General features: G+C 70.3%; 22 protein-coding genes and 1 other RNA gene. 5 read left to right on the top strand and 18 right to left on the bottom strand.

Translation table 11 applies throughout. The annotated features are described in order from the left end of the window. Window positions 1–53 precede the first annotated feature (53 nt). From ACFU8W_RS26180 to ACFU8W_RS26160, 5 genes are all read right to left on the bottom strand, one after another. Window positions 54–1487 carry an NAD-dependent malic enzyme gene (locus tag ACFU8W_RS26180; RefSeq protein WP_384041711.1) on the bottom strand — a complete coding sequence of 478 codons (1434 nt, stop codon included), beginning with the start codon at window positions 1485–1487 and terminating at the stop codon, window positions 54–56. A gap of 432 nt (window positions 1488–1919) precedes the next feature. Beyond that, entirely contained in the window at window positions 1920–4319 is a 2400-nt protein-coding gene (locus tag ACFU8W_RS26175; RefSeq protein WP_345517843.1) for a UvrD-helicase domain-containing protein, read from the bottom strand. A 162-nt stretch (window positions 4320–4481) separates the two neighbouring features. Then, window positions 4482–5417, bottom strand: coding sequence for a zf-HC2 domain-containing protein (locus tag ACFU8W_RS26170; protein ID WP_384041709.1), 936 nt, complete (start codon window positions 5415–5417; stop codon window positions 4482–4484). Continuing rightward, window positions 5414–6001: a sigma-70 family RNA polymerase sigma factor gene (locus ACFU8W_RS26165; protein WP_327246081.1), complete on the bottom strand. Its 588-nt coding sequence runs from the start codon at window positions 5999–6001 to the stop codon at window positions 5414–5416. The genes ACFU8W_RS26170 and ACFU8W_RS26165 overlap by 4 nt, the downstream gene beginning before the upstream one ends. A gap of 124 nt (window positions 6002–6125) precedes the next feature. Further along, entirely contained in the window at window positions 6126–6737 is a 612-nt protein-coding gene (locus ACFU8W_RS26160) for a CGNR zinc finger domain-containing protein (RefSeq protein ID WP_384041707.1), read from the bottom strand. A 121-nt stretch (window positions 6738–6858) separates the two neighbouring features. On the opposite strand from ACFU8W_RS26160, the gene ACFU8W_RS26155 reads away from it, so the two are divergent. Next, entirely contained in the window at window positions 6859–7401 is a 543-nt protein-coding gene (locus tag ACFU8W_RS26155) for a GNAT family N-acetyltransferase (protein WP_345517840.1), read from the top strand. A gap of 70 nt (window positions 7402–7471) precedes the next feature. Here the strand turns inward: ACFU8W_RS26155 and ACFU8W_RS26150 are convergent, their stop codons facing one another. Further along, window positions 7472–8035: a GNAT family N-acetyltransferase gene (locus tag ACFU8W_RS26150; protein WP_384041703.1), complete on the bottom strand. Its 564-nt coding sequence runs from the start codon at window positions 8033–8035 to the stop codon at window positions 7472–7474. Between ACFU8W_RS26150 and ACFU8W_RS26145 the strand changes: the two genes are divergently transcribed. Next, window positions 8027–8374, top strand: a complete 348-nt coding sequence (locus tag ACFU8W_RS26145) for a hypothetical protein (RefSeq protein ID WP_384041700.1) — start codon at window positions 8027–8029, stop codon at window positions 8372–8374. The genes ACFU8W_RS26150 and ACFU8W_RS26145 overlap by 9 nt on opposite strands. Here ACFU8W_RS26145 and ACFU8W_RS26140 read toward each other — a convergent pair. From ACFU8W_RS26140 to ACFU8W_RS26120, 5 genes are all read right to left on the bottom strand, one after another. Next, complete coding sequence (locus ACFU8W_RS26140; RefSeq protein WP_384041697.1) at window positions 8323–9501, bottom strand: uroporphyrinogen-III synthase; 1179 nt, start codon at window positions 9499–9501, stop codon at window positions 8323–8325. The genes ACFU8W_RS26145 and ACFU8W_RS26140 overlap by 52 nt on opposite strands. 93 nt (window positions 9502–9594) lie before the next feature. Then, window positions 9595–10926, bottom strand: coding sequence for a nitrate/nitrite transporter (locus tag ACFU8W_RS26135; protein ID WP_384041694.1), 1332 nt, complete (start codon window positions 10924–10926; stop codon window positions 9595–9597). 145 nt (window positions 10927–11071) lie between these two features. Then, complete coding sequence (locus ACFU8W_RS26130) at window positions 11072–12319, bottom strand: acyltransferase (protein WP_384041691.1); 1248 nt, start codon at window positions 12317–12319, stop codon at window positions 11072–11074. Beyond that, window positions 12316–14442 (bottom strand): bifunctional polysaccharide deacetylase/glycosyltransferase family 2 protein, encoded by a 2127-nt coding sequence (locus ACFU8W_RS26125; RefSeq protein WP_384041878.1) that lies wholly within the window; start codon window positions 14440–14442, stop codon window positions 12316–12318. Before ACFU8W_RS26125 ends, ACFU8W_RS26130 begins: the two co-directional genes overlap by 4 nt. A 66-nt stretch (window positions 14443–14508) precedes the next feature. Then, window positions 14509–15177, bottom strand: coding sequence for a hypothetical protein (locus ACFU8W_RS26120; RefSeq protein WP_384041688.1), 669 nt, complete (start codon window positions 15175–15177; stop codon window positions 14509–14511). A 322-nt stretch (window positions 15178–15499) separates the two neighbouring features. Here ACFU8W_RS26120 and ACFU8W_RS26115 point away from each other — a divergent pair, with 322 nt between their 5' ends. Further along, complete coding sequence (locus ACFU8W_RS26115; protein WP_384041685.1) at window positions 15500–15814, top strand: hypothetical protein; 315 nt, start codon at window positions 15500–15502, stop codon at window positions 15812–15814. Window positions 15815–15833: 19 nt separating this feature from the next. On the opposite strand, the gene ACFU8W_RS26110 is transcribed toward ACFU8W_RS26115, so the two are convergent. After that, window positions 15834–16799 carry a LysR family transcriptional regulator gene (locus ACFU8W_RS26110; protein WP_384041682.1) on the bottom strand — a complete coding sequence of 322 codons (966 nt, stop codon included), beginning with the start codon at window positions 16797–16799 and terminating at the stop codon, window positions 15834–15836. 84 nt (window positions 16800–16883) lie between these two features. Here ACFU8W_RS26110 and ACFU8W_RS26105 point away from each other — a divergent pair, with 84 nt between their 5' ends. After that, window positions 16884–18143 (top strand): MFS transporter, encoded by a 1260-nt coding sequence (locus ACFU8W_RS26105; protein ID WP_384041679.1) that lies wholly within the window; start codon window positions 16884–16886, stop codon window positions 18141–18143. An 87-nt stretch (window positions 18144–18230) separates the two neighbouring features. Here the strand turns inward: ACFU8W_RS26105 and ssrA are convergent. From ssrA to ftsE, 5 genes are all read right to left on the bottom strand, one after another. Further along, window positions 18231–18600, bottom strand: a transfer-messenger RNA (tmRNA) gene (ssrA, locus tag ACFU8W_RS26100). A 97-nt stretch (window positions 18601–18697) separates the two neighbouring features. Then, the gene (gene smpB, locus ACFU8W_RS26095; RefSeq protein WP_345517832.1) at window positions 18698–19186 is read right to left on the bottom strand and encodes an SsrA-binding protein SmpB; all 489 of its coding nucleotides are present in this window, start codon (window positions 19184–19186) and stop codon (window positions 18698–18700) included. Between the two features lie 18 nt (window positions 19187–19204). Continuing rightward, window positions 19205–20413, bottom strand: a complete 1209-nt coding sequence (locus ACFU8W_RS26090) for a S41 family peptidase (protein WP_384041676.1) — start codon at window positions 20411–20413, stop codon at window positions 19205–19207. A gap of 68 nt (window positions 20414–20481) precedes the next feature. After that, on the bottom strand, window positions 20482–21399 hold the full coding sequence (gene ftsX, locus ACFU8W_RS26085) for a permease-like cell division protein FtsX (protein ID WP_384041673.1): 918 nt from the start codon (window positions 21397–21399) through the stop codon (window positions 20482–20484). A 51-nt stretch (window positions 21400–21450) separates the two neighbouring features. Further along, the gene (ftsE, locus tag ACFU8W_RS26080; RefSeq protein WP_024489199.1) at window positions 21451–22140 is read right to left on the bottom strand and encodes a cell division ATP-binding protein FtsE; all 690 of its coding nucleotides are present in this window, start codon (window positions 22138–22140) and stop codon (window positions 21451–21453) included. Between the two features lie 269 nt (window positions 22141–22409). On the opposite strand from ftsE, the gene ACFU8W_RS26075 reads away from it, so the two are divergent. Next, window positions 22410–22607, top strand: coding sequence for a hypothetical protein (locus ACFU8W_RS26075; protein ID WP_384041671.1), 198 nt, complete (start codon window positions 22410–22412; stop codon window positions 22605–22607). A 106-nt stretch (window positions 22608–22713) separates the two neighbouring features. Here ACFU8W_RS26075 and ACFU8W_RS26070 read toward each other — a convergent pair. Beyond that, window positions 22714–23283, bottom strand: a 570-nt coding sequence (locus ACFU8W_RS26070) for an LPXTG cell wall anchor domain-containing protein (protein ID WP_384041668.1), incomplete at its 5' end; no start/stop codon positions are given.

The following is a 23283-nucleotide window of genomic DNA, read 5'->3' as shown; positions in this document are numbered from 1 at the left end:
CCGCCCACCCTAAAGGGGCGTTTGGGGTGCCGCGACCCGCGACGCGCCGTGGGTCAGGCCGACGTGGGGCCCGTCACAGCGCCCCCGGCACCCTTCGCGGCGTTCCGGACGGCTCCGGCAACCGCTCCCGCGACCCTCTCGTTGAAGACCGACGGGATGATGTAGTTGGCGTTCAACTCGTCCTCGGCGACGACGTCGGCGAGGGCGCGGGCCGCGGCGAGCATCATCTCCGTGTTGACCGTGCGGGACTGAGCGTCCAGCAGACCGCGGAAGACGCCCGGGAAGACCAGCACGTTGTTGATCTGGTTCGGGAAGTCGGAGCGGCCGGTGGCGACAACTGCTGCGGTCTGGCGGGCGATTGCCGGGTCCACCTCGGGGTCCGGGTTCGCGAGCGCGAACACGATGGCGCCGTCCGCCATCGCCGCGACGTCGTCGCCGTCCAGCACGTTCGGGGCGGAGACGCCGATGAAGACGTCGGCGCCCGCGACCGCCTGCTTGAGGGTGCCGGTCATCGACTCGGGGTTGGTGTTCTCGGCGATCCAGCGCAGCGGCGAATCGGCGTCGGCGGAGACCAGGTCCTCGCGGCCGTCGTGCACCACACCGTGGATGTCGGCGACGACGGCGTGCTTGACGCCCGCGGCGATGAGCAGCTTCAGGATGGCCGTGCCGGCCGCTCCGGCGCCGGACATGACGACCCGTACGTCCCCAATTCCCTTGCCCACCACGCGCAGTGCGTTGGTCAGCGAGGCCAGGACGACGATCGCGGTGCCGTGCTGGTCGTCGTGGAAGACGGGGATGTCGAGGGCCTCGCGCAGCCGGGCCTCGATCTCGAAGCAGCGGGGCGCGGAGATGTCCTCCAGGTTGATGCCCGCGAAGCCGGGGGCGATGGCCTTGACGATCTCGACGATGGCGTCGGTGTCCTGGGTGTCCAGGCAGATCGGCCAGGCGTCGATGTCGGCGAAGCGCTTGAAGAGGGCCGCCTTGCCCTCCATGACCGGCATGGCGGCCATCGGGCCGATGTTGCCGAGGCCGAGCACGGCGGAGCCGTCCGTCACGACCGCAACCGTGTTCCGCTTGATCGTCAGGCGGCGGGCGTCCTCGGGGTTCTCGGCGATCGCCATGCAGACCCGCGCCACACCCGGGGTGTAGATCATCGAGAGGTCGTCACGGTTGCGGATGGGGTGCTTGGACGCCATCTCGATCTTGCCGCCGAGGTGCATCAGGAACGTACGGTCGGAGACCTTGCCCAGCACGACACCCTCGATGTCGCGCAGACCTTCGACGATCTCGTCCGCGTGCGAGGTGGAGGAGGCCGCGATGGTGACGTCGATCCGGAGCTTTTCGTGACCGGATGCGGTCACGTCGAGGCCGGTGACCGAACCGCCGGAGGACTCCACGGCTGTGGTGAGCTGGGAGACTGCTGTGCCGCTCGCGGGCACCTCCAGCCTGACCGTCATCGAGTACGAGACGCTGGGCGCCGTTGCCATGGCCGAGTCCTTCGCTTTCCCTAGCTTCATTGCCACGCGGCCGGGGTGTTCGCCTCGGACGCGCTTCCCGATATTCGCACCTACTGCCGGGTAGCCGGTAATGACTGCCGCGTTTCGGAAAGTAGTTTCCACCATACGAGATAGCAGGGTTGAGCGGAACCCCCAACCGGAGCGACGGACACGTCAGGGCCACAAACAAGAACAGACCCGCGCCACCGGAAGGTGACGCGGGTCTGTCTTTTCGGTTATGCGGCACCGACCCGCCATGCTCGCCTCGCGGCAAGTGGTCGCTCGTAGCGACGAAGGTTGGGCCCGGGGGCTTGGATCGAGCCGGTGCCGACACCAGGCTAACAAAGACCCCGGAGAAGTGATTCCCCCGTCGCGGGTTGACTTCTCCCCGCCGGTCCCCGCCCGCCCCCGCCGGCCTCCGGCTCAGTCCCTCAGCAGGTCCGGCACACCGTCCTCGTCGGGCAGGTCCCGCTCCCCCGACACCACGGTCAGCTGCTGCGTCGCCCGGGTCAGCGCCACGTACAGCACCCGCAGACCGGCCGGTGACTCGTCCGCGATCTCGGCGGGCGAGACGACCACCGTGGCGTCGTACTCCAGGCCCTTCGCCTCCAGGCTGCCCAGCGCCACCACCCGATCGCCGAGCTCCGCCAGCCACTTCCTGGCCTGCGCGCGCCGGTTCATCGCGACGACGACACCGACCGTGCCGTCCACCTTGCCGAGGAGCCGCCGCGCCTCCTCCCGTACGGTCCCGGCCGGATCGCCGTCGCGCAGGGCCACGAAACGGGGCTGCACGCCCGTCGAACGGACCGCGGCCGGGGACTCCATGCCGGGCATCGCGAGCGCCAGCACCTTCGACGCGAGCTCCGCGATCTCCGCCGGGTTGCGGTAGTTGACGGTGAGCGTGAAGTGGCGGCGCGGGCGCTTGCCGAGCGCCTCGTCGCGGGCCTCCGCCGCCTCGTCCGGATCCGACCAGGAGGACTGCGCCGGGTCGCCGACGATCGTCCAGGTGGCCGTCCGTCCGCGGCGGCCGACCATACGCCACTGCATGGGCGTCAGGTCCTGCGCCTCGTCGACGATGACGTGTGTGTACTCCGTGCGCTCCGCCGCGAGGCGCTCGGCCCGCTCGCGCTGGGTCTCCTCGCGCTGCGGCATCAGCTCCTCCAGACCGGAGAGCTGGTCCAGCGGATCGAACTCGCGCTTCTTCTTCGGCCGGTGCGGGGTGCCGAGCAGCGTGTGCAGCTCGTCGAGGATCGCCACGTCGTGCACGGACAGGGGGCCCTGGCCGGTGCTGTCCAGCCGCTTCAGCGAGCGGGCGAGGCGGCGCACCTCGCCCTGGTTGAGGACCCGGCGCGCCCACCGGCCGAGCCGCTTCTCGTCGGCCATCGCGGCGAGCACCCCGCGCGGGGTGAGCTCGGGCCACCAGGCGTTCAGGAACTCCAGGAACGGTGTCTCGGTGGAGACGTCCTCGTCGAAGGAGGTGCGCAGTTCCGCGGCGAGTTCCGGGTCGGTGTAGCGACCCCGGCCGGAGGACTTGTTCCACAGGGCGTCCAGGAGCAGCCTGCGGGCACGCGGGCGCAGCAGGTTGACCGGGGCGGTGCCGCCGAGGACGGACTGCCGGATGCGGTGCAGCTCGTCGGCGTTCAGCTCCACGCGGGCGCCGAAGGCGACGACGCGCAGCCGGGTGGGGGTGGTGAGGGGCGCGGCAGCCTCGTCCCCGGACTCGTCGGGTTCGCCGAACGACAGCTGGCCGTCCTGCTCGTTCCGCGGCGCGCCCGGGGTCCGCGGCTGTTCCAGCGCCCCGCGGGCCGCCTTGCGCAGCACCTGGAGCATCCGGGAGGAGCCCTTGATCCGCGCGACGGCCGGTTCGTCGTATGTGGTGGCACCCTCGACACCCGCCGCCTCGTCGGAGAGCGAGCCGACCGCACGGATCGCGACCTGCCCCTCCTCTCCCAGCGAGGGCAGCACCCCTTCGGTGTACGCGACGAGGAGAGGGGTCGGCGAGACGACGAGGATGCCGCCCGCGTACCGCCGCCGGTCCTGGTAGAGGAGGTACGCGGCGCGGTGCAGGGCCACGGCGGTCTTGCCGGTGCCGGGGCCGCCGGAGACCTCGGTGACGGAGGCGGCGGGCGCCCGGATCACCAGGTCCTGCTCGGCCTGGATGGAGGAGACGATGTCCCGCATGGTGTGGCTGCGGGCCTGGCCGAGCGCCGCCATCAGCGCGCCGTCGCCGATCACGGGCAGCTTGTCGCCGTCCTTGTACGCGGTCAGCTCCGGGCGCATCAGGTCGTCCTCGACCCCGAGGACCTTGCGCCCCTTGGACCGGATGACCCGGCGGCGTACCACCCGGCCCGGATCCTTCGGCGTCGACCGGTAGAACGGCGCGGCGGCCGGTGCCCGCCAGTCGATGACCAGCGGTGCGTAGTCCGAGTCGAGGACCCCGATCCGGCCGATGTGGAGCGTCTCCGCGATGTCGGCGGTGCTGTCGTCGCGTACGGCGTCGTCGGCCGGTTCGACGGAGGTGTACGCGCCGTCCGGGCCGCGCTCACCGTCCTTGCCGAGCAGCAGATCGATCCTCCCGAAGAGGAAGTCCTCGAACTCGCTGTTCAGCCGGTTGAGGTGGATCCCGGCCCGGAACACCTGGGCGTCGCGCTCGGCGAGCGCGCCCGGGGTCCCGACCTGGCCGCGCTTGACGGCATCGTTCATGAGGAATTCCGCCTCGTGGATCTTCTCCTCGAGGCGGTGATAAACACGGTCGAGATGTTCCTGCTCGACACCGATTTCCCGGTCCCGCAACGAATCGACAGCGGCATCCTGCGCGGCCACCGAGGCCCCCTTCTTACGTGCATTGGGCAGCCGTCAACCCTATGCGAAGGGGGCCCGCCGCGCATCTGCAGCGGGCCCGGATCATGCACGTCGCAGGTATCGATTGCGCGTCGGACCCCCATGGGGGGGGTGCGTCCACGGCCCGATTCCCTACTGTCACCCCTACGCGCCGATGTCCACCAGCCGCTTGCCGTCGAAGGTCCGCACCTCGAAATGGTCGATGTCGGCGCGGTCCATCGCCGCGCCGCCGTGGACGTAGAGCGGGTACTTCGCGGACGGGTGCGTGGTGTCGTCGATGCCGTAGCCCCATTTCGGAACGGACCAGGAGGTGACGACCTCCTCCTCGCCGCTCTTGGACACAGCGATCAGGCTGCACTTCTCCGGGCCCCTGACGTTCTTGAGCTCCAGCACCGCGTGCGTGCCCCACGCCTTCTTCTCCATGCCGACGGTGGCGGCGACCTTGGTGGTGGGGTCGGTCGCCTGCACCTTCTCCTGCATGTGCTGGAAGAACGCGTCCTCGGCGGGACTGGTGGGGTGCGGGTCCGCCGCCTGGGTCGTGCCGCTGTCGCCGCCGGTGGCCATGACCGCGACGACCGGACCGCCGATGATCAGCGCCGCTGCCGCCGCCGCCAGATACAGGCCACGTCGCTTGCGCCGGGCCCGTTTGGCCGCGACCTCGTCGATCAGCCGGTCGAGCAGCCGGGGTGCGGGCGGCTCCGGGACGTACGGGACGGGGCGGGCACCCGGCACGGTGGCGGGGGCCTCGGCGAGCATCGCGAGCATGGGTTCCATCCCGGCGAACTCGTCGAGATGGGCGGCGCAGAGCGCGCAGTCGGCCAGATGCGCTTCGAAGGCGGACGCTTCGGCGTCGTCCAGGATGCCCAGGACGTACGCACCGGCGGCGTCGTGCTCCGGCCCTTCCATCGCCGGTCCAGAACCGGAACCGCCACGTCCGCCGAGACCGCCGAAGTCATCGGGACCGCCGAAGCTGCCCGGACCGCCGGGGAACACAGGGCGGCCACGCGGACCCGTGGGGCCGGTGGGGCTGGAGGGACCGGTCGGCCGGGGCCCGAAAGGCTCCCACTCGTGGTCGCTCATGCCGTGATCCCCCTCTCTTCGAGTGCGAGCTTCATCGAGCGCAGTGCGTAGAAGACCCGGGACCGCACCGTGCCGCTGGGTATGCCGAGCACCTCGGCGGCCTCATTGACCGTACGTCCCTTGAAGTAGGTCTCGACCAATGCTTCCCGATGGGCAGGGGTCAAATCGTCGAGCGCATCCGAGAGAGTCATCAGCCACAACGCCTTGTCAATCTCGTCCTCCGCGGGAATGACCTCCAGCGGCGACGGATCGACCTCGTGCGGCCGGGCCTGCCGGCTGCGGTGGCCGTCGATGACGATGCGCCGGGCGACCGTCACCAGCCAGGGGCGGACAGAGCCGGTCGCCCGGTTGAGCTGACCGGCGTTCTTCCAGGCACGGATGAGCGTTTCCTGCACCACGTCCTCGGCACGCTGACGGTCGCCGGCGACGAGACGGAGCACGTACGCGAGCAACGGTCCGGCGTGTTCGCGGTAGAGCGCCCGCATCAGCTCCTCGTCCGGAACGGCGGAGGGTGACGCGGGCGGTCCACTGCGATGTCGAGCCCTGTGCGGACGGTCATCGGCCACGGCCGCATCCTTGCGCACCCGAACCTCCCGGTCGAGACCCTGTAGAGCTGCTCCTTGGCCATCGAATACGGAGGCGGGCCGCGATCCATTCAAAGCCGTTCGACATTTATTGCGTGGACACGACGTACCCGTGCACGACGGTTCACGCGGACACATCCGCCGGGGCCGCGAGCGCCGCCACCCGCCGTCGGTGCCGGGCCACCCGCTCCCGGTTCCCGCACACCTCGCTGGAGCACCAGCGACGGCGCCTCCCCCGTGACGTGTCGAGGTAGAGCCGTCGGCAGTTGTCGCCCTCGCAGCGGCGGAGCCCGGCCCGGGCCTCCGGGTCCGTCAGGAGTTCCACGACGTCGCGGGCGACGGCGGCCAGCAGCGCGCCGCACTCGGGCTCGGCACTGAGTGTCCGCACCAGTGCGCCGTTCCCGGCGCGCACGGCCCGCAGTCCCGGCGGCGGCGCGGCGGCGAGTTCGTTGACCCGCTCCAGCACGCCGTCGGCGCCGCGGCCGCCGAGCTCGGCGGTCAGCAGCCGGTCGACGCCCGTCCGCAGCAGGCGGAAATTCAGCAGCCAGGTCTCGTCGAGGGCGTCGAGACATGTGCCCTTCGGTACGAGTCCGGCGGCCACCAGCCAGTCGGCGAGCCGGTCGGTCCCGTCGAGCAGTTCACAGGCGCCGGAGGTTCCGATCCCCGTCGCCACCAGGTCCAGGCAGAGCCTCCCGGAGTCGAACCGCCAGTCGCACGAGCCTCTGACCGCCGCCATGCGCATGTCACCGCCTCGGGGTCGCCGGTGGGAGCCACCACCAGAGTGCCCCTCGGCGGCCCGGCCCGTAACCCCTCCCGCCACTCGGGCCGCCGCCGAACTCCCCGCGTACGGTGAGGCCATGAGCAACGATCTCCGCGCGGCCGCCTTCTCGGCCGGACCCCTGCTGCTGCGGCCCTGGCGCCAGGACGACGTGCCGGCGCTGGTCGAGGCGTACCGCGACCCGACGATGCGCAACCGGCTGGGGCATTTCGTGACGGACGAGGCGGACGCGGAACGCTGGCTGCGGGTGCAGGCCGAGGGCCGAAAGACCGGCACCCGGTTCAGCTTCGCCGTCGTCGACACGGAGCGGGGCGACGAACTGGTCGGCAATGTGGTGTTGAAGTACCCGCACCCCGGATCCGGTTCGGCCGAGGTCGGCTACTGGACGGCTGTGTGGGCGCGCGGGCGCGGGATCGCCCCGCAGGCGGTCGAAGCACTCACCGGCTGGTCGTTCACCGCCTTCGCCGAGGACGGCCTTCGACGGCTCGAACTGATCCACCAGGAGGACAACAAGGCCTCGTGCCGGGTCGCGGTCAAGTGCGGATACGCCTTCGCGGAGATCCTCCCGGCCCGCGCGCCGTGGCCGCTCGACGGGCATCTGCACGTCCGGCACGCGGCCTAGGCCGGGGCACGCCGGGCCGGGGCACGCCGGGCCGGGGCGCGCGGGGCCGGGGCGCGCGGGGCCGACAAACTCAGCCTGCCGGCGGGCCGTCGTGCAGGATTCGCTGGAACAGCCGGTGGTCCCGCCACTCGCCGTTGATGTGCAGATAGCGCGGAGCCGTACCGAACGCCTCGAAGCCGCACTTGGTGAGCACCCGCTGGGATGCCACATTGTCGAGCACGGTCCCGGCCTCCACCCGGTGGAGCCGCAGCTCGTCCCTGGCCACGGTGCAGATCCGCCGCACGGCAGCGGTGGCCAGACCGCGTCCGGCGTACGCGACATCGACCCAGTAGCCGAGCACGGCGCTGCAGAACGGCCCGAGCACGATGTTGGAGAGCGTGAAACCGCCGATCGCACGGTCCTCTGCATCGGCGATCACCCAGGGCATCACCCGGCCCGCCTCACGGTCCGCCAGTCTCGCGGCCAGGCGCTCCCGCTGACCCTGCTCGGTGTAGAAGGTGTCGGGCCGTACGGGTTCCCAGGGCTGCATGTACGTACGGCTGCGGCTCAGTGAATCGGCGAGCGAGGCGGCGTCGCCCAGGGCGGCAGGACGGAGTCGTACCTCCGCGTCGAGCCGGTGGCTGTCATGGATCATCCCCGCACGGTAGCCCGGCGCGATTCCGGCCCGCTCGCCCGGCCCGCGCCGGTGCATCCTCGCCGCGCTCGCGGTGTACGCCGTTGCCTTCCTGCTCAGAGAAGCGCCGTACCCCTCGACAACGCCCTCGCGGACGCGGGGAGTCCGGCGCGTATCGCCGGTCCCGCCGCCGTGCGGGAACGGTTCGAGGACGCGTGGATCGCCTGGCACGCCGTACGGGCCGTCCCGTGCACCGGCGCGCTCGCCCTGCTCCTGCGCGCCTCGTTCCTGGCGGCCCGTCGGCGTCCTCAGGAGTCCGCGTACTTGGCGTCCGCCGCCGGGTCCAGCGCCAGCCGGTAGCCGCGCTTGACGACCGTCTGGATCAGCCGCGGCACGCCGAGTGCCGTACGCAGCCGGGCCATCGCCGTCTCCACGGCGTGCTCGTCCGTACCGCTGCCGGGCAGGGCGCGCAGCAGGTCCGCGCGGGCCACCACCCAGCCGGGCCTGCGGGCCAGGGTGTGCAGCAGGGCCATTCCGGCGGGCGGCACCGGGCGCAGTTCGTCGTCGACGAGGACGGCGTGACCGCGGATCTCGACCCGGTGGCCGGCGATCGGCAACGTGCGTGCTCCACCCGGCAGTTCACGGCAGAGCAGCTGGACGAGCGGGCCCAGCCGGAAGCGTTCGGGCTGGATGGTTTCGATGCCGCGGGCCTGCAGCGGAAGTGCGGTGACCGGGCCCACGCAGGCCGAGACGACGTCGCCCTGCAGGGCGCTCAGGATCTCCGGAAGCAGCCCGCGCTTCTCGGCCCGGCTCAGGAACGAGGCGGCGGCGGGGGCGCTGGTGAACGTGAGAGCGTCCAGGCCGCGGGCGGCGGTGACGTCGAGCAGCCGGTCGAGCGGGGTGAGATCCTCGGGTTCCATCCAGCGGTAGACGGGTACGCCGACGACTTCGGCGCCGCCCGCCCGGAGCGACTCGACAAAGCCGGGCAGCGGTTCGCCGTGCAGTTGCAGGGCGATGCGGCGGCCCTCGACGCCCTCGTCGAGGAGCCTGTCCAGGACTTCGGCCATGGACTCGGACCCGGGCGACCAGGCCTCGGTGAGCCCGACGGCCCGGACGGCGCCCTTGACCTTCGGTCCGCGGGCCAGCAGTTCGACGCCGCGCAGCCGGTCCAGCAGCCGATCGCCGATGCCCCAGCCGTCGGCGGCCTCGATCCAGCCCCGGAAGCCGATCGCCGTGGTGGCGACGACGACGTCGGGGACCTGGTCGATGAGTTCCTGGGTGGCGGCGAGGAGTTCGCTGTCGTCGGCGAGCGGCACGATCCGCAGGGCGGGCGCGTGCAGGACGGTGGCTCCCCGCCGCTCCAACAGGGTGCCCAGTTCCTCCGCCCGCCGTGCGGCGGTCACCCCGACCGTGAACCCCGCGAGGGGCCCGTGCTGTTCGTCGTCGCGCATGTGGTCTACCCGGCTCTCGTCCCGCTGCTGCTCCATGATGCGGAGAACCGAGCCTGCCAACGATGCGTGACAGGCTCGGTTCCCCCATATTTCCCGCCCGTTACGTCACACGACGCCGAACGGTCACGATCACACCTCCGCGTAGCTGAGCTGCGGCGTCGCGGGGACTGCGGCGGTGCGGCGAAGGTATACCGCCCACGTGACCGTGAAGCACAGCCCGTAGAAGACGAGGAAGGACCAGAACGCCGCCGTACCTGTGCCCGCGGTCTGGAAGGACTGCCGGAACGCGAGGTTGATGGCGAGCCCGCCGAGCGCGCCGACCGCCCCGATGAGCCCCATGGCCGCTCCGGAGAGCCGTCGCCCGTAGGCGGCGGCCTCCTCGCCGCGCAGACCCTGGGCGATCGCCTTGGCGTGGAAGATGCCGGGGATCATCTTGTATGTCGATCCGTTGCCCAGCCCGGTGAGGACGAACAGGGCGATGAACCCGACGAGGAACACGGTGAGCGACGCGATGCCGGAGGCGTACACGACGACGCCGGTCGCGGCGGCCATCGCGGCGAAGTTCCACAGAGTGATCCGGGCGCCGCCGTACCGGTCGGCGAGCCACCCTCCCGCGGGCCGGATCAGCGAGCCGAGGAGCGGCCCGATGAAGGTGAGCGAAGCGGCCTGCAGCGGGGTCCGGCCGAACTGGGTCTGCAGGACGAGTCCGAAGGCGAAGCTGTAGCCGATGAAGGAGCCGAAGGTGCCGATGTAGAGCATCGACATGATCCAGGTGTGCGGGTCGCGGACGGCGTCCTTGGCCGCCCCGGTGTCGTTCTGCACGGGGGTCAGGTTGTCCATGAAGGACGCGGCGCACAGGGCGGCGACGACGATCAGCGGGACGTACACGGCGAGCACGATCCGCGGGTGGGTGGCGCCGGCCGTGCCGATCACCAGCAGCCCGACGAGCTGCACGACGGGGACGCCGATGTTGCCGCCGCCCGCGTTGAGCCCGAGCGCCCAGCCCTTCTTGCGGAGCGGGAAGAACGCGTTGATGTTCGTCATGGAGGAGGCGAAGTTCCCGCCGCCGATACCGGCGAGCGCGGCCACCAGGAGGAAGGTGGTGTACGAGGTCCCGGGCTTCATCGCGACGAACGCGGCGACGGTCGGCACCAGAAGGGTCAGGGCGCTGAACACCGTCCAGTTCCGCCCCCCGAACCTGGCGACGGCGAACGTGTACGGCACCCGGACCACGGCCCCGACCAGGGTCGCCGTCGAGATCAGGAAGAACTTCCCGGCCGGGTCGACCCCGTACTCCGGCCCCATGAACAGGACCATCACCGACCACAGGCTCCAGATCGAGAACCCGATGTGCTCGGAGAGCACGGAGAACCACAGATTCCGGCGGGCGATCCGCTCGCCCTTCTCCTGCCAGAAGATCTCGTCCTCCGGCTCCCACTGCTCGATCCACCTGCCGGCCATCACGCCTCCACGGTCCACGTTCCACGGGTGTCGGGTCGTCCGACTCGACGCTAGGGAGCGTGCGTTTCGGTGCGGTGCCGCGAGGTGACCGGTGGGCAACCTTGCTCTCACCGGACCGGCGGCGGCCCGGTGAGGACGGGGACGGTCACCGCGGGGCCGGTGCGTTCCTCGGCCTCCTGGACGCACCTGTCGGCCACAGCCGGGGGCTGCGCCTCGCCGCGACGTCCTCGACCCAGCCGACCGCGAGGATCATCAGCGCCAGCAGCGGCCAGACCAGGACCAGCATCAGTTCCGCGTACGAGGAGCTGATGTACGTACCGAGGTGGTCACCGACCCAGGGGACGGTCCACAACTGGTCGATGAGCGGCGAGGTCGCCATGATCAGCACGTTGTGCCAGAGGTAGATCGTCACCGCGCGGTTGTTGGCGAGGGTGATCACGCTGTCCAGGCGGGCCAGCCTGCCGGGGAATTGCTGCCAGGACGGTGCGTACTGGAGCAGGATCACGCAGAAGCCGAGCGACCAGGTCGCCTGGGCCAGCGGGATCTCGTCGAGATTCCAGCCCTCCTCCGTCAGATGCGCCGAGGCCCACCACAGTCCGAACGCCATCACGAAGGCGGCGAGCGAGACCGCCAGATAGCGCGGGACCTTCTTCAGCAGCCCGTCGTGATGGGCGAAGCCGAGAATCCAGCAGGAGCCGAACACCGCGAAGTCGACGAGCCCCTCGCCGGTCTCCCCGGGGACGGTGACCAGTCCGGTACCGAACACGGCGGTGAGGCCGAGCGGGGCGAGCAGAGTCGGCCAGGGCATCCTGCGGAAGGCCTTCAGCAGCAGCGGCGAGGCGAGCACGAACCAGAGGTAGGCCCGGATGTACCAGAGCGGGCCGACGGCCTGGTCCGCCCAGGACACCTCCAGGAAGCCGCTCTTCGATCCGCTCTCCCAGGGATACGGCGGGGCGCCGACCGGAAGGAGATAGCAGCCCAGCTTGATGAACCACCAGATGCCCTCCTCCTTCAGGGGCTTCCAGCCGAGGGCGAACATGACCGGGACGACGACCGCGGCGAACGCCCACATCGGGGGCAGCAGACGACGGAGCCGGGCGCGGACGACAGCCGGGGCGGGGCGGTCCAGCGAGCGTGCCATCAGCGAACCCGCGAGGGCGAACATGACGCCCATGGAGGGGAACACGACCGTCAGCCAGGCCCAGCCGAAGATGTGGAAGACGACGACACGGACGAGGGCGACGGCGCGCAGCAGGTCGAGATAGCGGTCGCGGCCCGGCCTCTTCGGGGCCGGCGGGGCGGCGGTCTCCGACGACGGTGCGGCGGACTGTCCCGGCACAGGTGCCGGGACCGGATGGGGCGGGGGGACCGCCGGGGTGTAGCTGCTCGTCATGCGACGGGCCTCCGATCGTTGGCACGCCTGCCCTGCCTCACCACCGCGCCGGGTGCCTCCACCACTCCCGTGCGGCGCAGCTTCTGCCAGCGCAGCCGGCCGCCGGTGAGTGCGGTGATCCAGGACTGGAGCAGCACCACATACATGAGCTGCCGGTAGAGGATCTGCTGGAGGGGCAGCGAGATCAGATGCGAGATGCGTTCCCGGTCGAGCCGGAAGGCGTACGCGGCGCAGACGGCCTGCACCGTGAGGACGCCGAGCCAGGCGACGACGGTCTTCTGGGTGGGGCCGAAGACCAACCCGTACAGCAGGAAGACGTCGATGAGGGGCGCGAGCAGCGGGGCGACGACCATGAACAGGGCGACGAACGGCAGGCCGACGCGCCCGAAGCGGCCGGACGGTCCGCGTTCGATGACGGCACGGCGGTGCTTCCAGATCGCCTGCATGGTGCCGTACGACCACCGGTACCGCTGCGACCACAGCTGCTGCACGGTCTCCGGCGCCTCGGTCCAGGCGCGGGCGTCTTCCGCGTAGACCACCTGCCAGCCGTCGCGGTGCAGCGCCATCGTGACGTCGGTGTCCTCGGCGAGGGTGTCCTCGCTCATGCCGCCGATCCGGTCCAGCGCGTCACGGCGGAAGGCGCCGACCGCGCCGGGGATGGTCGGCATGCAGCGCAGCATGTCGTACATCCGGCGGTCGAGGTTGAAGCCCATCACGTACTCGATGTGCTGCCAGGCGCCGATCAACGAGTCGCGGTTGCCGACCTTGGCGTTCCCGGCGACGGCGCCCACCTTCGGGTCGGCGAACGGCTGGACGAGTTCGCGGACGGTGGCGGGTTCGAAGACCGTGTCGGCGTCCATCATCACGACGATGTCGTGACGGGCGTGTGCGATGCCGTTGTTGAGGGCGGCGGACTTTCCGGCGTTGCGCTGACGGATGACGCGGACGTTCGGCAGCCGCAGCGCATCGACGATGTCCGCCGTGCCGTCCGTGCAGCCGTCGTCGATGACGATGATCTCGATGGGGTGGTCGCTCGCCACCAGGGAGCGCACGGTGTTGGCGATGCACTCGCGTTCGTTGTACGCGGGCACCAGCACCGAGACGGGGCGGGTGAAAGCGGGTCCCCGGCCGAAGTCCCGCCCTCGGACCTTCCGGGCGTGCAGGAAGGACAGCAGCAGCATCAGGCCGAAGCGGGCGAGGACGAGCACCCCGATGACGGCGAGTCCGGCCACCAGCACGTCGGTGAGGTTCTCCGAGAGGCCGACGGCGTACACGAACGCCTTGCCCCTCCACAGCGCGAACCCGGTCACGGGGGTGTGCGCGCTGGGGGCGCCGAGAGCGGTGGTGAGGTTGGTGAACGTGTAGCCCTGCTGCTGCATCCGCGGGAGGAACTCGCCGAGCGCGGCCACGGTCTGGGACCGGTCGCCGCCGGAGTCGTGCATCAGGATGACGGCGCCCTTGCCGCCCTTGGGCGTGGCCCGTTCGATGATCGCGGGGACGCCGGGGCGCTTCCAGTCCTCGCTGTCGGTGTTGTTGACGACGGTGAGATAGCCGCGCGTGCCGACGTACTGGGTGACCGGCCAGGACTTGTCGTCCATCGCGTCGGCGAACGACGAGTACGGCGGCCGGAACAGGGACGTACGGATACCTGCCGCACCCGCCAGCACCAGCTGGTTCTGGGACAGCTCCCAGTCGATACGTGAGTGGGACTGGTAGGAGAGATCGGGGTGGTTGAAGGTGTGCAGCCCGACCTCGTGCCCCTCCTCGACCATGCGGCGGACGAGTCCGGGGTAGCGCGATGCCATGGTTCCGGTGACGAAGAAGACGCCGTGCGCGTCGTACTTCTTCAGCTCGTCGAGGACCCGCGGGGTCCACACCGGGTCGGGGCCGTCGTCGAAGGTCAGCACGATCCGGTGATCGGGGACGCTCAGCGACTTGGCGGGCCCGGCGGTGCTCCGGGCGTCGATGACCGGACCGCCGTCGAGGATCTTGTCGGGCACGCGGTCCGTCGCCGCAGGGGCCTGAATACGGTGGTCGGCGAGGATTTCGCTGTGCACGTAACCGCGCAGCATCAGCATGGCGAGCAGGGCAACGAGTAACACGGACGGCAGCAGATAGCGCATGGGAAGCCTGCGCCGCCGGTTCCGCTTCTGTCGGTTGTGCCTGCCCCGCGAGGCGGGGGTGGTCATTTAGTGAGTGCCTTCTTGCTCTTGCGCGGGCGGATCCGGGGACTCGACGGGCCGGGTGGGCGTCTGCGTGGGACCGGGATCGACGGGCGGCGTCGTGGTGGCTGCGGGCGGCTCGGAGGCCGACGTCGCCGGGGTGGGCTTCGTGCCGCCGCCGGTGGTGTCACCCGTGTGGGTGGCGCCGGCGGTGGGCTTCGACGGGGCCTTGCCGGAGGCGGACGCGGACGGGGCACCGGATCCGGCGCTGCCCGAAGGCTTCGCGCGGATGTCGGCCGCCGGATGCGCCGCCGTGGCTCCCGGTGCCGCCCCCACCGGCACGACCGTGTCCGCGCTGCCCGACGGAGTGGGTGGCGTCCGGACCTCGTTCGCCTTCTTGTGCTGTTTCTGGCCGGAGAGCGGCAGCCACGGCGCAGTGGAATTACCGCCGAGCAGGGCGACGACCAGCGTCACCGCGTAACAGGCGCAGACCGCGGCAAGGACCCAGCCCAGACGCCTGAACGTCTTGCTGCGCCGGCCGCTCTCATCGACGAAGACCGGCCCGTCGGAGCCCTCGGGGGCTCCCGGTTCGGCCGGGAGCTCGGAGAGCTGACGTCCGAGACCGTCGAGCTGGACAGTGACGTCGTTCCACTCGTGCGTGTGCCCGGACCGGGCACCTTCACGCCAATTTTCCACAGGTGTAGGCACATCCCCCACTCGGACAGACGGGTGCACGCGTTTGAGCTGGTCTCGTACCGGCAGACCGGGCCCCCACCCAGTCCGCGCGCCCCTCAGCACCTTGCACCCGGAGAATGAATCTAACGCACAAAGCTGACGAAAATAGCCCTGAACGAGTGATACTCAAGCTGCCGGATACACCGGTTTCACACGACCTGCGGCCGGGTGGCAGGACCGTAACCGCACGTCTGATCCACATTTGTCCGGTCCGGAGTTGATGGATCGTTGGCCAACAATCAGCCAATCGGCCCCTTCTCCCGGACGAATGTTCCTATCGTGTGTGCACCTCACAAGAATCGAGAACGGCATGGCGGTCGCCCTCATCGCAGTCGGCCTCGCGGCCACCTTGTCCGGCTGCGCCGCGGCTGCCCTCGGATGGCTCCCCCCGTGGCTTTCCGGTTGCGTGGCACGCCCCCGGGCCTGGGGGATCGGCATGGTCGGCATCGGCCTCTTCGCCCTGGCCCAGGTCCCCTCGCTGCGTGAGCGCATCACGGAGGCGGGATCGGTGGTGTCCGCGGTCCCGTTCGTGGTGCTCGTCGCCGGACTGGCCGGCCTCGCGCTCTCCGGCGGCCGTCCGGGCCGCCCGGCCCGCTGAGCCGTCTCCGGCCACCCCTTCACGCCTGCGACATCAGCGCCAGATCACCCTCGGGAAGCCAGCTCCCGGCGGGTACCTCCAGCCCGCGTTCCGCCGCCGTCACTCCCGCCGCGACCCGCCGCAGCGCGTCCACCCCCGGGTGTTTCAGCCCCTTGCGCCACACCAGCGACACCGGTGACAGCGGTACGGGGTCGACCAACGGCCGTACGACCATCCCCGGCACCTCGATGAACTCGGTGCTCGCCAGCACCGACCAGCCCTGCTTCCGCACCACCCGGACGAACTCCTCCTCCCCCACGATCTCCGGGAAGGGGGCCACCAGTTCGATCCCCCGCCCCGCGAAGAGCCGCTCCGCGAGGTCGGTCCACTCCGCCGTGGCCGGGTTGCCCGCCGCCGCGTACAGCCGCTCCCCCGTCAGCGCACCCATCGGGACCCGGTCGAGCGAGGCCAGCGGATGGTCGTCGCGCAGCAGGACGGTCAGCCGTTCGAAGCAGACCGGCTGATGCGACAGCCCCGCCCGTACTGCCGGATCCAGCCCCGCGACCCGGCCGAAGGAGACATCGAGCCGCCCGGCCAGGATCTCCGCCGCCGCCCCCGTCAGCCCGCTCAGATAGCGCGCCACGAACTCCACTCCCGGCGCCTCGTCGCGGGCCAGCCCGAGCAGCCGGTGACCCGTCCCGATCGGGACGCTGACGTCGACCAGCAGCGGGCGCGTCTGCACCGCCCAGGCGGCGCGGAGATCGTCGTGGGCGGCGATCACCCGGCGGGCGTGCGGCAGCAGCCGTTCGCCGTCGGGTGAGAGGGAGACCTGGCGGGTGCTCCGTACGAACAGCTCGGCACCGAGCTCGCGCTCCAGCCGACGGATGTCCCGGCTGAGCGCCTGCTGGGCCAGGTAGAGCCGGGCGGCGGCACGGGTGAAGTGCAACTCCTCGGCGACGGCGACGAAGGCGCGCAGCAACCGCGGATCGATATCGGAGGAGGTCACGGGCCCGAATTTACAACACAGGTGCGTGAATGAGCGCGGAGCAGGTGTTGGACCGCACGGGCCGGCCACCGCGAGGGTTGAGCCATGCCGTACGACACTCCCACCGCACCCCTGCATGCAGTCTCCGGAGACATGCTGGTGATCGCCCCGCGGACCGGCGCTCCCGTCCGCCGCACCTCCACCAACCCGTACCGCCGGCTGCTCGCCACCCCCGGCGCCCGCGCCTTCACGGTGGGCAATCTGATCGCCCGGCTGCCGATGGGCATGTTCAGCGTCAGCGCGGTCATCATGATCGCCGGGTCGCGCGGTTCGTACGCCCTGGCCGGGGCGGTCACCGCGACCGGGCTCGCCGCGACCGCCGTGGTCGCACCCTGGACGGCCCGGCTCGTCGACCGGTACGGCCAGGCCCGGATCGCCGTGCCCGCCACCGCGATCGCCGTTTTCGGCTCGCTCGCGCTGCTGCTGTGTGTGCACTACGACGCCCCGGACTGGACGCTCTTCGCCGCCTACGCCGCAACTGCCACCACTCCCAACACCGGCGGCATGTCCCGTGCCCGGTGGGCCCATCTGCACCGCGGCGACCCGGCCGCCCTGCACACCGCGAACTCCTTCGAACAGGCCGCGGACGAGCTGTGCTTCATGCTCGGCCCCGCCCTCGCCGCGTTCCTGTGCGCAGCGCTCTTCCCGGAGGCCGGAACGCTCATCGGTGCGGTGCTGCTGATGACGGGCGTGCTGATCTTCGCCGCTCAGCGCGCCACCGAACCCCCGGTGGCGCCCGTCACACGGGCGGGCTCCCCGCTGCGCAGCCGGGGCATGCCCGTACTGCTCGCCGTCTTCCTCGCCACCGGCGCGGTCTTCGGCGCCATGGAGGTCGTCACGATCGCGCACGCCGGGGGCGCGATCCTGGCACTCCAGGCAGGCGGCTCATGCGTGGCGGGACTGCTGTACGGGTCGCTGCGCCCGGCCGTGGACATCCGGCGGCGGCTCCTGTGGTGCCTGGCGGGGATGGCGGCGCTGATGTCCCTGCCGCTGCTCGCCGCCTCGTCGACCGATTCGCTGCTCGTGCTGGCCGGCAGTCTGCTGCTGGCCGGCGCGGCGACGGCGCCGACGATGGTCACCGGGATGACGCTGGTGCAACGGCTGACCCCCGAGGGCCAGTTGAACGAGGGCATGACGCTCTCCGTCACCGCGCTGCTGGGCGGAATAGCGGCCGGTTCGGCGACCGGCGGCTGGATGGTGGAGCACGCCGGGACGGTCACGGCGTACGTGGTGCCGGGGTGCGCGGCGGGGCTGGCGCTCGCGGTGGCGGCGGCCGGGATCCGTGTGCGCGGCAACGGCGCGTGACCCCGCACCGGCGCGAGGACGCCGAACCCGCACACAGAACGAGGACCCCGCTGCCGGTGGGCAACGGGGTCCTCGTTCACATGGGAATTGTGGAGATGGCGGGAATCGAACCCGCGTCCAACGGTGCAGAACCAGGGCTTCTCCGTGTGCAGTTCGCTGCGCTTTTCTCAGCCCCGGAAATCACGCGAACAAGTCTCCGACGGGCTCAGCCACTGTTTGATTTCCTTCCAGGCCCCGTGACCGGGCCTAGAAGTTTAGATCCCTTGATGATGCCAGGATCCGGGTCGGGATCACCCCCGGGCTGACACTTCGCAAGTCGCTACTTAGGCAGCGAGGGCGAAGGAATCGCGCTTGGTGTTGGCGATTATTGGTTGCGACATATGGTTTACGAGATCATTGCCGCTTCCTCGACACGCTTCCCCTGCTTCGACATCCGCTGTCGAAACCGATCATCCCCATGTTGTTTTTTCAAATGCGCGCACCCGCTGTGGAGTGCAGTGCCATCGTACGTGACCAACGTGCGACGATGCCAGCCTATTCCCGGCGGGCCCCGCTCAGGCGCTCCGCTGCCGCCGCCGGGCTGCCGAGATCGCACGGTTCGTCTCGCGCAGGTCCTGCTTCTCGCGCAGCGTCTGCCGCTTGTCGAACTCCTTCTTGCCCTTGGCGAGCGCGATCTCGACCTTGACCCGGCCGTCCTTGAAGTACAGCGCGAGCGGCACGATGGTGTGCCCCGTCTCCTGCGACTTCGACTCCAGCTTGTCGATCTCGGCCCGGTGCATCAGCAGCTTGCGCTTGCGCTTGGCGGAGTGGTTGGTCCAGGTCCCCTGCACATACTCGGGGACGTGCACGTTGTGCAGCCACGCCTCGTTCCGGTCGATCTGGACGAAGCCGTCCACCAGCGAGGCCCGGCCCAGCCGCAGCGACTTGACCTCGGTGCCCATCAGTACGAGGCCGCACTCGTAGGTGTCGAGGATGTGATAGTCGTGCCGCGCCTTCTTGTTCTGCGCGATGAGCTTGCGCCCTGTGTCCTTTTCCTTAGCCATAGTGCAGCCATTTTCGCACTACGACCCGCCCCCGAGGCCACTCAATACTGTCTCTGCCCTCTGGAGGGCCCGCGAGGAGACCACGAGGTCCGGAGTGATGCCGCGGCCGTCGACGCTGCGGCCCGCCGGCGTGCGGTAGTGGCCGACGGTCAGCTCGGCCACCGAGCCGCCCGGGAGCTTGCTGGGCATCTGCACGGACCCCTTGCCGAAGGTGCGCGAACCGACGGTGACGGCGCGGCCCCGGTCCTGGAGGGCTCCGGTCAGCAGCTCGGCCGCACTCATGGTGCCGCCGTCGACGAGGACGACGACCGGGCGGACCGTGTCACCGCCCCGCGTGGCGTAGAGGGCGCGCTGCGCGCCGTGCACGTCATACGTGGCGACCAGTCCGCCGTCGAGGAATCCGGAGGCGGCGACCGCCGCCTCGGTGACCAGCCCTCCGGAGTTGCCCCGGAGATCGAGCAGCACCCCGGCGCCCGCCGGTGCGTCCCGGACCGCGTCGCGGATCCTGGCCCCCGAGCCCTTGGGGAACGAGTCGACCTTGATCAGCACAGCTCCGGAGGAATCGGAGCGGTCCGATCCGAGCTGCTTCGCCCCGATCCTGCGGACCGTGACGGCCTCGGTGGTGAGCCGGGCCCGGGTCAGCGTCAGTGTCCTGGCCGGGCCGGTGACGCCGCGCCGGACCGTCAACACGACGGTGGTGCCCACGCCGGCGCTCGTACGGTCCCCGCGCAGCAGGGCGACCACCTCGGAGACGGGGCGCCGGTCGATCCGGCGGCCGTCGACCGTAAGGAGCAGATCACCGGGCTCGATGCCGGCCAGGTAGGCGGGGCCGCCGGGCTGGACCCGGGCCACCGCGACCAGTCCGGCGGCGGAGCGCTTCGCGGCCAGACCGACGCCCGTGTAGGAGCCGTCGAGGGCCTGCTCGAACTCCTCGTACTCCCGCTCGTCGTACACCGCACCCCAGCGGTCCCCGCTGCGGCTGACGACCTTCTCGGCCGCCTCCGTGCTCGACTTGCCGTCGGCCACCGCCTCGGCCGCTGCGGCGGCGATCTCGTCGCGGTCGACGGTGGAGGCGACGGAACGGGCCTTTATCGCCGCAGCCCTCTCGTCACCCTTCGGCAGCGACCCGGTGGCCGCCGCCGTGGCGAGGACGCTCGCGAAGACCAATGTCAGGGCCGCCCCGCGGCCGAAGCCGCGGGGCCGGCGACGATGCGTAGGGCCCGACATGGCGATGAGTCTAGGCCAACGCCCCGAGGGCGCACGGCCGGTTGGCCGCACGCCCCACGGGGCGCATGTCACACCTTGAGGTACTTGCGGAGCGCGAAGAGCGCGGCCACGGCCGGCATCAGCAGACCGATCGCGAGGACCAGGGGCAGCTTGGTGAAGACCGCGTCCCAGCCGATGAAGTCGATCAGGTTGAGCTTCGACTGGAGCGCCAGTCCGCCGTCGATCAGGAAGTACCGCCCGGCCAGCAGCATGACGCAGGCGAGGACGCCGCCGATGAGACCGGCGAACGCGGCCTCCATGATGAACGGCATCTGGATGTAGAAGCCGGAGGCGCCGACGAGCCGCATGATGCCCGTCTCGCGGCGCCGGCTGAACGCCGAGACCCGGACGGTGTTCACGATCAGCATCAGCGCAATGACCAGCATCAGCGCCATCACGAAGAGCGCGGCCACATTCATGCCGTTCATCAGGCCGAAGAGGTTGTCCAGGATCCCTCTCTGGTCCTGGACGGACTGCACCCCGTCACGTCCGGCGAAGGCGGTGGCGACGACCTTGTACTTCTTCGGGTCGTGGAGCTTGACCCGGAACGACTCCTGCATCTGGTCCGGCGTGATGTTGCCGGCCATCGGCGAATCGCCGAACTGGTCCTGGTAGTGCTTGTACGCCTGGTCGGCCGACTCGTAGGTGACCGTCTGGACGGCCTCCATCTTCTTGAGGTCGCCCTCGATCTGTTCCTTCTGCTCCTTGGTGACGGCACCCTTGGCGCACTTCGGCACCGACTCCGCGTCGCTCTTGCTGCAGAGGAAGATCGAGACATTGACCTTGTCGTACCAGTAGTCCTTCATCGTGCTGACCTGTTCACGCATCAGCAGCGCGCCGCCGAACAGGGCGAGCGAGAGGGCGACGGAGACGACGACGGCGAAGGTCATCGTGAGGTTGCGACGGAGACCGACGCCGATCTCCGACAGGACGAACTGGGCGCGCATGGCGTCCTTTCAGTACTCGTTGCTCAGCGGTTCCGGCTCGGCCGGGACCGCTCAGTGCTGATAGCCGTAGACGCCGCGGGCCTGGTCGCGTACAAGACGGCCCTGCTCCAGCTCGATGACGCGCTTGCGCATCTGGTCGACGATGTTCTGGTCGTGGGTCGCCATGATGACGGTGGTCCCGGTCCGGTTGATCCGGTCCAGGAGCTTCATGATGCCCACGGAGGTCTGCGGGTCGAGGTTGCCGGTCGGCTCGTCCGCGATCAGCAGCATGGGACGGTTCACGAACGCCCGCGCGATCGCCACGCGCTGCTGCTCACCACCGGAGAGCTCACCGGGCATCCGGTCCTCCTTGCCGCCGAGCCCGACGAGGTCGAGGACCTGGGGAACCGCCTTGCGGATCTCGCCGCGCGGCTTGCCGATGACTTCCTGGGCGAACGCCACGTTCTCCGCGACGGTCTTGTTGGGGAGCAGGCGGAAGTCCTGGAAGACGGTGCCCAGCTGGCGGCGCATGTGCGGCACCTTCCAGTTGGACATGCGCGCGAGGTCCTTGCCGAGGACGTGAACCATGCCCTGACTGGCGCGCTCCTCACGGAGGATGAGTCGCATGAAGGTGGACTTGCCGGAGCCGGAAGAGCCCACCAGGAAGACGAACTCACCCTTCTCGATATCGAGAGACACATCCCGTAGAGCGGGACGGCTCTGCTTCGGGTAGGTCTTGGAGACGTTGTCGAATCGGATCACGGATGCACCACGGTCGGCCGGGGGTAGGTGTGCGTGACCATACGCGAACCGGGCTCAGCCGTGCAGGCGCGCGTCCCGTGATGGGTGATTTATGGCGGAACGGAACCGGGTGGGAGCGCGACCGGAACCGGAACGGACCGGGTGTTCTCCGGCGGGCCGCGCCGAATTCCGCGCGACCTGGCACAGTGGAGGGGGAACGGATGCGTTTCCATGAGCGTTGTGCGGAGAGAAGGCGTATGCGGCTCCGCCGCGCGGGAGGAGGAAAGCGCATGACCTATGACCGACTGGTGTGCGCAAACTGCGCGGCGCCTGTCAACGAGGGCCGATGCCCCGTATGCCGGGCCAGCCGCGCACGGCTGCAGCAGCAGGGTCAGGGACCGTTCGCGGGGCTGAGCCCGGCGATGCTGGTCGCCCTGCTGGTGGTGCTGGTGGGCGCGCTGGCGCTGCTGGCACACCAGACCGTGTAGCTGTCCGTAGCCGCCCGTGCGACGGGAGTGAGAGCACGTGGAAGGGCCCGGGACGCCATGTCCCGGGCCCTTCTGTGTACGTAGGCTTACCTGGCGGCCACAGGCCTTAGGCGACCGTACGACCGTTCACCAGACGCGGCAGGATCCGGAAGCCGATGCCACCGGCGATCATCGTCGCGGCGCCGACCAGCAGGAACGTGGTCTCGGCCGCACCGGTCTCGGCGAGCTCGTCCTTGCCCTTGCCCTGCTCGACCGGCTGGTTGCCGACCGAGTCGGTGTCGGTGTTGTCCGCACACTCGGCGCCGTCGAGGTCGACGGTGCAGGTGCCGACGTCGCCACCGGTGGAATCGTCGCCGCCGGAGCCACCGTTGCCGTTGCCGCCGCTGTTGCCGTTGCCGCCGCCGTTGTCGGCCGCACCACCGTTGTCGGCCGCACCACCGTTGTCAGCGGCACCGCCGTTGTCGGCCGCACCACCGTTGTCAGCGGCGCCACCGTTGCCGTTGCCGCCACCGTTGTCAGCAGCACCACCGTTGTCGGCCGCACCACCGTTGTCAGCCGCACCACCGTTGCCGTTGCCACCACCGTTGTCGGCCGCACCACCGTTGTCAGCGGCGCCACCGTTGCCGTTGCCGCCACCGTTGTCAGCAGCACCACCGTTGTCGGCCGCACCACCGTT

The organism is Streptomyces sp. NPDC057565 (assembly GCF_042801455.1).
Classification (GTDB): Bacteria; Actinomycetota; Actinomycetes; order Streptomycetales; family Streptomycetaceae; genus Streptomyces; species Streptomyces yanii.
This window is presented reverse-complemented; position numbering and strand designations above follow the sequence as displayed.

Coding starts and splice junctions, on each gene's coding strand:
- ACFU8W_RS26125 (WP_384041878.1), bottom strand. CDS start 14,442: ATGCGCTATCTGCTGCCGTCCGTGTTACTCGTTGCCCTGCTCGCCATG.
- ACFU8W_RS26170 (WP_384041709.1), bottom strand. CDS start 5,417: ATGAGCGACCACGAGTGGGAGCCTTTCGGGCCCCGGCCGACCGGTCCC.
- ACFU8W_RS26090 (WP_384041676.1), bottom strand. CDS start 20,413: ATGTCGGGCCCTACGCATCGTCGCCGGCCCCGCGGCTTCGGCCGCGGG.
- ACFU8W_RS26075 (WP_384041671.1), top strand. CDS start 22,410: ATGACCTATGACCGACTGGTGTGCGCAAACTGCGCGGCGCCTGTCAAC.
- ACFU8W_RS26180 (WP_384041711.1), bottom strand. CDS start 1,487: ATGGCAACGGCGCCCAGCGTCTCGTACTCGATGACGGTCAGGCTGGAG.
- ftsX (WP_384041673.1), bottom strand. CDS start 21,399: ATGCGCGCCCAGTTCGTCCTGTCGGAGATCGGCGTCGGTCTCCGTCGC.
- smpB (WP_345517832.1), bottom strand. CDS start 19,186: ATGGCTAAGGAAAAGGACACAGGGCGCAAGCTCATCGCGCAGAACAAG.
- ACFU8W_RS26155 (WP_345517840.1), top strand. CDS start 6,859: ATGAGCAACGATCTCCGCGCGGCCGCCTTCTCGGCCGGACCCCTGCTG.
- ACFU8W_RS26140 (WP_384041697.1), bottom strand. CDS start 9,501: ATGGAGCAGCAGCGGGACGAGAGCCGGGTAGACCACATGCGCGACGAC.
- ACFU8W_RS26145 (WP_384041700.1), top strand. CDS start 8,027: ATGGATCATCCCCGCACGGTAGCCCGGCGCGATTCCGGCCCGCTCGCC.
- ACFU8W_RS26135 (WP_384041694.1), bottom strand. CDS start 10,926: ATGGCCGGCAGGTGGATCGAGCAGTGGGAGCCGGAGGACGAGATCTTC.
- ACFU8W_RS26150 (WP_384041703.1), bottom strand. CDS start 8,035: ATGATCCATGACAGCCACCGGCTCGACGCGGAGGTACGACTCCGTCCT.
- ACFU8W_RS26105 (WP_384041679.1), top strand. CDS start 16,884: ATGCCGTACGACACTCCCACCGCACCCCTGCATGCAGTCTCCGGAGAC.
- ACFU8W_RS26160 (WP_384041707.1), bottom strand. CDS start 6,737: ATGGCGGCGGTCAGAGGCTCGTGCGACTGGCGGTTCGACTCCGGGAGG.
- ACFU8W_RS26130 (WP_384041691.1), bottom strand. CDS start 12,319: ATGACGAGCAGCTACACCCCGGCGGTCCCCCCGCCCCATCCGGTCCCG.